This is a genomic window from Blautia sp. CAG:237 (assembly GCF_000436615.1).
Classification (GTDB): Bacteria; Bacillota; Clostridia; order Lachnospirales; family Lachnospiraceae; genus Blautia_A; species Blautia_A intestinihominis.
In genome coordinates this window covers 1-6,072 of sequence record NZ_FR886721.1, presented here as the reverse complement: position 1 = coordinate 6,072, position 6,072 = coordinate 1, and the positions used below count along the sequence as shown (strand labels likewise).

The window sequence follows — 6,072 nt, the reverse complement described above, 5'->3', positions numbered from 1 at the left end:
GACTTCAGTCATGTGAGGATAGAGTTTTTAATTCACTTTTCCATTAGAAGAAATATTACCATTATAAAAGGTGACAGTGCAACAGGAAAGACTACTCTTTTACGTATTTTATATGAATACTTGAGAATTGGAAGGCAGTCAGGATATGCTGTTTCTACAAATGCATCATATTATGTATATATTCGAGATGAAGTGGGACGTGATTGGAAGGATGCATTATATCCGTTAAAAAATACAGTTATTTTTATTGAAGAAAATAATGAATTTGTATTTACAAAGGAATTTGCCAGTTATGTAAAAGAATCTGGAAATTATTTTGTTTTTGTAACTCGTGCACCATTGAAGATGCTACCTTATAGCATTCATGAAATTTATGAAATTATTACGGATGGAAAGCGTACAGATATAAAAGAATTTTATCATGAATTCAAAGAAATATATAGCAATTATCCTATTATAGAAAATAACAAAATTCAGAATGTTGTTACAGAGGATAGTAATTCAGGATATCAGTTCTGGATGCACGCATTTAAGAATAGTAATGTTACCAGTTCTAATGGAAATGGGAATCTCATTAAATGTGTAAAAGAACTGGGATTAGGAGATACATTGGTAATAGCTGATGGGGCTGCTTTTGGCTCTTTAATTGAAACTTGCATAAGTTCATTTCAGATACAAACAGAACGAAGAATTTCATTATGGCTTCCAGAATCATTTGAATATTTGATTTTGAAATCTGGTATTCTTAAGTCCGAAAAATTAATTCAGATTTTAGATAATATTCCTGAATATGTCGAATGTGAAAAATATGAAAGTTGGGAAAAGTTTTTTACAGAGATTTTGATTACGTTGACTGCGGATGGCGTTGAGAAGTATTCTAAGAACATACTGAATAGTTACTATTTGCAAGATTGGGTAGTTGATAAGATAAAAGAACAATTGCCTATAGAAGTTATAAACAAATAGGTGCCAACTTTCCTACCAACTCAGTACTTATGCAAGTTGTCTGCTGAGCGCTTACGAAATAGCAAGGCATCAGCGTTATAGACCAAATAGTATTCCATTGACGTAAAATTTATATACACAACACCTCAGTTTTGAGGCATAATGTAGAAGTAGACCATTTATAACAGATGAAAATTTAATAGAGTTACCAATTCCGCGAAAGTACGGAGTCGGTAGCCGATAGATTGATTGGCGCAGGATTTGAGCGCCATCTACACAGTGACTGGCAATCCGGTACTGAGAACTTTATTAGCTCATGCCAACAAAATGCCAACATTTATGCCTGAAACGGGAGCTTTCAAGGACGATATAAAAGCTGACAGCGAAGTGCCCACGAGAGCTAAGAAAGCCCGTAAATCAGGGGTTTTCAAAGACAGTATAAAACATAAATAGTCCCGGAGGAAGATGCCGAGTGCCTTGCTCCTAAGCGTCTGATGTGGGTTCGATTCCCGCACGGGACGTTTATCCTGAAGCGAGATTACTTTAAATGCGAAATTTGAAGTGGTTTCGCTTTTTTATATTTCTGTCATGTTTGAGAGAAAAATCTGTTATAATGATCGTAATAAATACAGACAAAGGTGGAAGATGACATATGCTCAAACCAATCGTAAAAGATATATTTTTCCTGAGACGTAAAGCAGAGGAGGCTACGCGCGAGGATATACAGATAGGGATAGATCTGCAGGACACACTTCGGGCGAACAAGGAAGCGTGTGTGGGAATGGCTGCGAATATGATCGGCGTGAATAAGTGTGTGATCATTGTAAATATGGGATTTGTAGATGTGGTGATGTTTAACCCGGTTCTGACCAAAAAAGATAGCCTATATGAGACAGAGGAAGGCTGCCTGTCACTTACGGGAGTACGTAAAACTACGCGCTATGAGAATATAGAAGTGGAATATCTGGATATGAACTGGAAAAAGCAGAAGCAGAAACTCAGTGGCTGGACAGCACAGATCTGCCAGCATGAGCTGGATCATCTGGAAGGAATTATTATCTGATCAGAGGAAGTATATAAGCGATATGAAACAGGATAAAAACGAAACAAGATGGGATAAACTTCTGCATATTCAGACGATGGGAAGAGACGATTCTAATTCAGATCAGTACAGATATCCATATGAGCCGACACCGTATTCTGTATTGGAACGTCTGGCGAATACAGGATATATCAGGAAAAATAATACACTGCTTGATTATGGATGTGGGAAGGGACGGGTAGATTTTTTCCTCTCATATCAGACCCGCTGCAGATCGATAGGGATAGAATACGACGAACGTATTTATCAAAAGGCCGTAGAAAATAAAGATAAAGCTGTTTCAGGCGGCAGAACTTCTATGGAACTGGCGAATGCGGAAATCTTTGCGGTTCCGGAGAATGCAGACCGTATGTATTTCTTTAATCCGTTTTCCGTGGAAATTCTGGAGAAAGTAATGGCCAGGATCCTTGAATCTTATTATCAGAATCCCAGAGCGATTCAATTGTTTTTTTACTATCTGTCAGATGAATATATATCGTATTTGATGACGATAGATGAATTGATGTTTGTGGATGAAATTTCCTGTAACGATCTATTTCCGGGACAGGACCCAAGGGAGAGAATCGTGATTTTTGAAATGTCGTAAAAATATATAAGATCAAGGGCTGTTTATGATATAATAAATGAAAAAAGGAGCGTGAATGGAAATGAGTAAAAAACTTGAAAAAATGAGATGGCGGGCAGAAGACAGAATCTATCGAAAAGATGAATGGGTCAGACAGGACACAGATGAGCTGTTGGGACTGGAACAGAAGCTGAATGAGATGGAACTGTCAGAGAAGGATCGCAAGGTTGTGGACGATTACACCGCATGTATGGAATCCAAGCAGGACAGAATGGGATACCTTCTGTATGAGGCTGGAATGAAAGATGCCAGACGCAAAATGCGAATCCGTAAAGCTGTCTGCAGAATATCTTTCGCAGCTGCAGTAGCTGCAATCCTCGTGATCTGGCATGAGAAGACATTGGATAAATTGCAGGAAATACTTCACATGCTGCATTGGGAAATGGATGAGGACGAACAGGAATAATTTTTCTGGAATCAACTAAAAAATCTATAAACAGAAACAAAAGATGGAACTGTATCAGAATGATAATTCAAATGATAACAGTTCCATCTTTTTATTTAAGAAAATAAATGTTTTACGTGAAACATTTAAATTGCTTCGAGTGCCTGGGCAATATCTGCGATCAGATCGTTTTTGTCCTCAAGACCACAGGAAATACGGATCAGTCCAGCTGGAATTCCCGCAGCGGCAAGCTGCTCGTCGTTCATCTGTCTGTGAGTGGAAGTAGCAGGATTCAGACAGCATGTTCTTGCATCTGCAACGTGAGTTTCGATTGCTGCAAGTTTCAGATTCTTCATGAATTTTTCTGCGGCAGCACGACCGCCTTTTAATTCGAAGGAAACAACACCGCATCCTCCGTTTGGAAGATATTTTTTTGCGATCTCGTAATATTTATTGGATGGAAGAGTGGGATAATTTACAAACTCTACTTTGTCATGCTTTTCAAGGAATTCTGCAACAGCCTGTCCGTTTTCGACATGACGTGGCATACGGACATGAAGAGATTCCAGACCAAGATTCAGAATGAAGGCGCTCTGTGGTGACTGAGCACAGCCGAGATCACGCATCAGCTGGGAAGTACATTTAGTGATGAATGCGCCTTCTTTGCCAAATTTCTCGGCGTATGTAATTCCGTGATAAGATTCATCTGGAGTACAGAGTCCAGGGAATTTGTCAGCGTGAGCCATCCAGTCAAATTTACCGGCATCAATGATCGCGCCGCCAAGTGCGGCTCCATGACCATCCATATATTTGGTTGTAGAATGAGTTACGATATCAGCACCCCATTCGATCGGACGTAAATTTACCGGTGTTGGGAAAGTATTATCTACGATAAGCGGTACACCATGAGCATGAGCAGCTTTGGCGAATTTTTCAATATCCAGAACCGTAAGCGCCGGGTTTGCAATAGATTCTCCGAAAACTGCTTTTGTATTTTCTTTGAAAGCTGCATTCAGTTCTTCCTTAGTGCAGTCCGGATCGACAAAAGTCACATCTACACCCATTTTTTTCATTGTGACGGCAAGCAGATTATAGGTTCCACCATAAATGGAAGAGGAAGAAACAACGTGACTTCCTGCTTCACAGATATTAAAGATCGCAAAGAAGTTTGCTGCCTGTCCGGAAGAAGTCAGCATTCCGGCGGTACCGCCTTCGAGAGCTGCAATCTTGGCTGCAACATAATCGTTTGTGGGATTCTGAAGTCTTGAGTAAAAATAGCCTTCTGCTTCAAGATCAAAAAGTTTCCCCATGTCTTCACTGGTATCATATTTGTAGGTGGTTGACTGGTAAATAGGAATTTGCCGTGGTTCTCCATTTCCAGGTGTATAACCAGCCTGAACACATTTGGTGTTGATAGAATAGTCCATAAATTTTCCCTGCCTTTACATTGTATATAGTATCTTTTATGTTATACCCTTTTTGCATAGATGTAAAGGTAAAATACATACTTGATAAGTATGAAATGTATGATATGTAATTGTCCGTAGTAACTTGGTTGTGAATGGTGCCTGTGAAAAGCTGCCGGCAAAGTATAAGGGATGCTTGCACATTTGTCGGGAAAAACGAATAAATATATGCTATAATAAGTGCAGCTACAGTGAGAGTATACGCAAATAATAACTGGACAAGGAGGATGATTATGGCAAAAATCGTAAAAATTGGTTCATCGGAAAACAAAGATAAACGTCTTTTGCAACTTACAAATAACCTCAATACATTGAAGGCATCTCTTGCAAATATGATTGAGCAATATGAAAATGAAGGCGCAGAAGAGAAAAAACTGGATACTATGACAGAAGCTCTGGATGCCTTAGAAGACGCGTATGATGCCTTAAATGACATTTTGCTGGAGGAAAGGTAAATAAATATAGATGAGCTATATAACAACGTATACAAGGCGGCATTTTGACCCTGTAAATCCTGATCCCGATCTGATCTGTATCGAGGATATTGCCCATGCTTTGCCTATGATCTGCCGGGGGAATGGACATGTCACTACATTCTGGTCAGTAGGAGAACATTGTATCTGCTGTGCAAAAGAAGCAAATGCAAGAGGATTGTCGAAACGTCTGGTGCTGGCGTGCCTTTTACACGATGCCAGTGAATGTTATATGTCAGATGTGCCAAGACCTTTAAAGCAGGAGATGTCCGCATATAGAAAAATAGAGGACGATTTACTGAAAGTGATATACGGTAAATTCCTCGGAACACCACTTACACCAGAGGAAGAAACACAGATCAAAATAATAGATGATGATCTATTGTGGTACGATCTGGAAACACTTTTGGATGAAAAACAGGAGACAGAAAAGCCGAAACTGCACATAGATCTGGATTATACGGTGCGGCCGTTTAAAGTAGTGGAAAAAGAATATCTTGAAATTTTTAAAATGTTTCACGTGAAACATTGAAGTGGCTGTGATAAAATTAAATCACAGTAAACAGTAACTCATATACTTATACTAAACTATAAATGAGTAAATTTGAAAAATTGCACAAAACTACCCTGCTAATTTTATAAATGAGTCAAAATCATCGCTTTCCTTTGCACATTGGAAAAGATATCGATACTTTTCCAACTGAACAATGCCGCAGATCTTGTGATATCCGGTCTCGAAAGAGCAGAACTCACCAGTTCCTGCTATACGCATGAAATGTGCCAGTGACATAAGCAGCCAATACCTTTTGATCCCCTGTGCAGAACGCAGCTGATAGCCGTCCAGTGCCATTTTATCCTTACACTGGCGGAAAAATATTTCAATTGACCATCGATACACATAACAAGAAAGGATCTCCTGTGTGGATAAAGCTACATTTGTACTGATGAATGCACGCAGTGCTTTGGGATTACCAAATGCTTTTTCAGGATAACTTAAAAGAACTACCGCATTTTCTATGCCGTTGAGGTTTCCCTCATATCGGTACACATAATATTTTCGCTTTTTGACTGTCGCA

Annotated in this window: 8 protein-coding genes; 6 read left to right on the top strand and 2 right to left on the bottom strand. The window is 39.1% G+C overall.

Features of this window, described 5'->3' with window-relative positions:
* From QZL69_RS05700 to QZL69_RS05685, 4 genes are all read left to right on the top strand, one after another.
* Positions 1-966, top strand: a 966-nt coding sequence (locus QZL69_RS05700) for a translation initiation factor 2 (protein ID WP_291518562.1), incomplete at its 5' end; no start/stop codon positions are given.
* 631 nt (positions 967-1,597) lie between these two features.
* Entirely contained in the window at positions 1,598-2,008 is a 411-nt protein-coding gene (locus QZL69_RS05695) for a peptide deformylase (protein WP_022214265.1), read from the top strand.
* A 22-nt stretch (positions 2,009-2,030) separates the two neighbouring features.
* Complete coding sequence (locus QZL69_RS05690) at positions 2,031-2,633, top strand: methyltransferase domain-containing protein (protein WP_022214264.1); 603 nt, start codon at positions 2,031-2,033, stop codon at positions 2,631-2,633.
* Positions 2,634-2,694: 61 nt separating this feature from the next.
* Positions 2,695-3,078, top strand: coding sequence for a hypothetical protein (locus QZL69_RS05685; RefSeq protein ID WP_147342097.1), 384 nt, complete (start codon positions 2,695-2,697; stop codon positions 3,076-3,078).
* Positions 3,079-3,203: 125 nt separating this feature from the next.
* Here QZL69_RS05685 and QZL69_RS05680 read toward each other — a convergent pair whose 3' ends face one another.
* On the bottom strand, positions 3,204-4,484 hold the full coding sequence (locus QZL69_RS05680) for an O-acetylhomoserine aminocarboxypropyltransferase/cysteine synthase family protein (protein WP_022214262.1): 1,281 nt from the start codon (positions 4,482-4,484) through the stop codon (positions 3,204-3,206).
* 272 nt (positions 4,485-4,756) lie between these two features.
* Here QZL69_RS05680 and QZL69_RS05675 point away from each other — a divergent pair, with 272 nt between their 5' ends.
* Positions 4,757-4,978, top strand: a complete 222-nt coding sequence (locus QZL69_RS05675; RefSeq protein ID WP_022214261.1) for a hypothetical protein — start codon at positions 4,757-4,759, stop codon at positions 4,976-4,978.
* 10 nt (positions 4,979-4,988) lie between these two features.
* Positions 4,989-5,528 (top strand): hypothetical protein, encoded by a 540-nt coding sequence (locus tag QZL69_RS05670; protein WP_022214260.1) that lies wholly within the window; start codon positions 4,989-4,991, stop codon positions 5,526-5,528.
* 90 nt (positions 5,529-5,618) lie between these two features.
* Here the strand turns inward: QZL69_RS05670 and QZL69_RS05665 are convergent.
* The coding region (locus tag QZL69_RS05665; protein WP_291518557.1) for a transposase at positions 5,619-6,072 on the bottom strand (454 nt) is incomplete at its 5' end.

Bases quoted from the DNA above. Each gene is read 5' to 3' on its own strand.
- QZL69_RS05675 (WP_022214261.1), top strand. From the start codon at position 4,757: ATGGCAAAAATCGTAAAAATTGGTTCATCGGAAAACAAAGATAAACGT.
- QZL69_RS05680 (WP_022214262.1), bottom strand. From the start codon at position 4,484: ATGGACTATTCTATCAACACCAAATGTGTTCAGGCTGGTTATACACCT.
- QZL69_RS05685 (WP_147342097.1), top strand. From the start codon at position 2,695: ATGAGTAAAAAACTTGAAAAAATGAGATGGCGGGCAGAAGACAGAATC.
- QZL69_RS05690 (WP_022214264.1), top strand. From the start codon at position 2,031: ATGAAACAGGATAAAAACGAAACAAGATGGGATAAACTTCTGCATATT.
- QZL69_RS05695 (WP_022214265.1), top strand. From the start codon at position 1,598: ATGCTCAAACCAATCGTAAAAGATATATTTTTCCTGAGACGTAAAGCA.
- QZL69_RS05670 (WP_022214260.1), top strand. From the start codon at position 4,989: ATGAGCTATATAACAACGTATACAAGGCGGCATTTTGACCCTGTAAAT.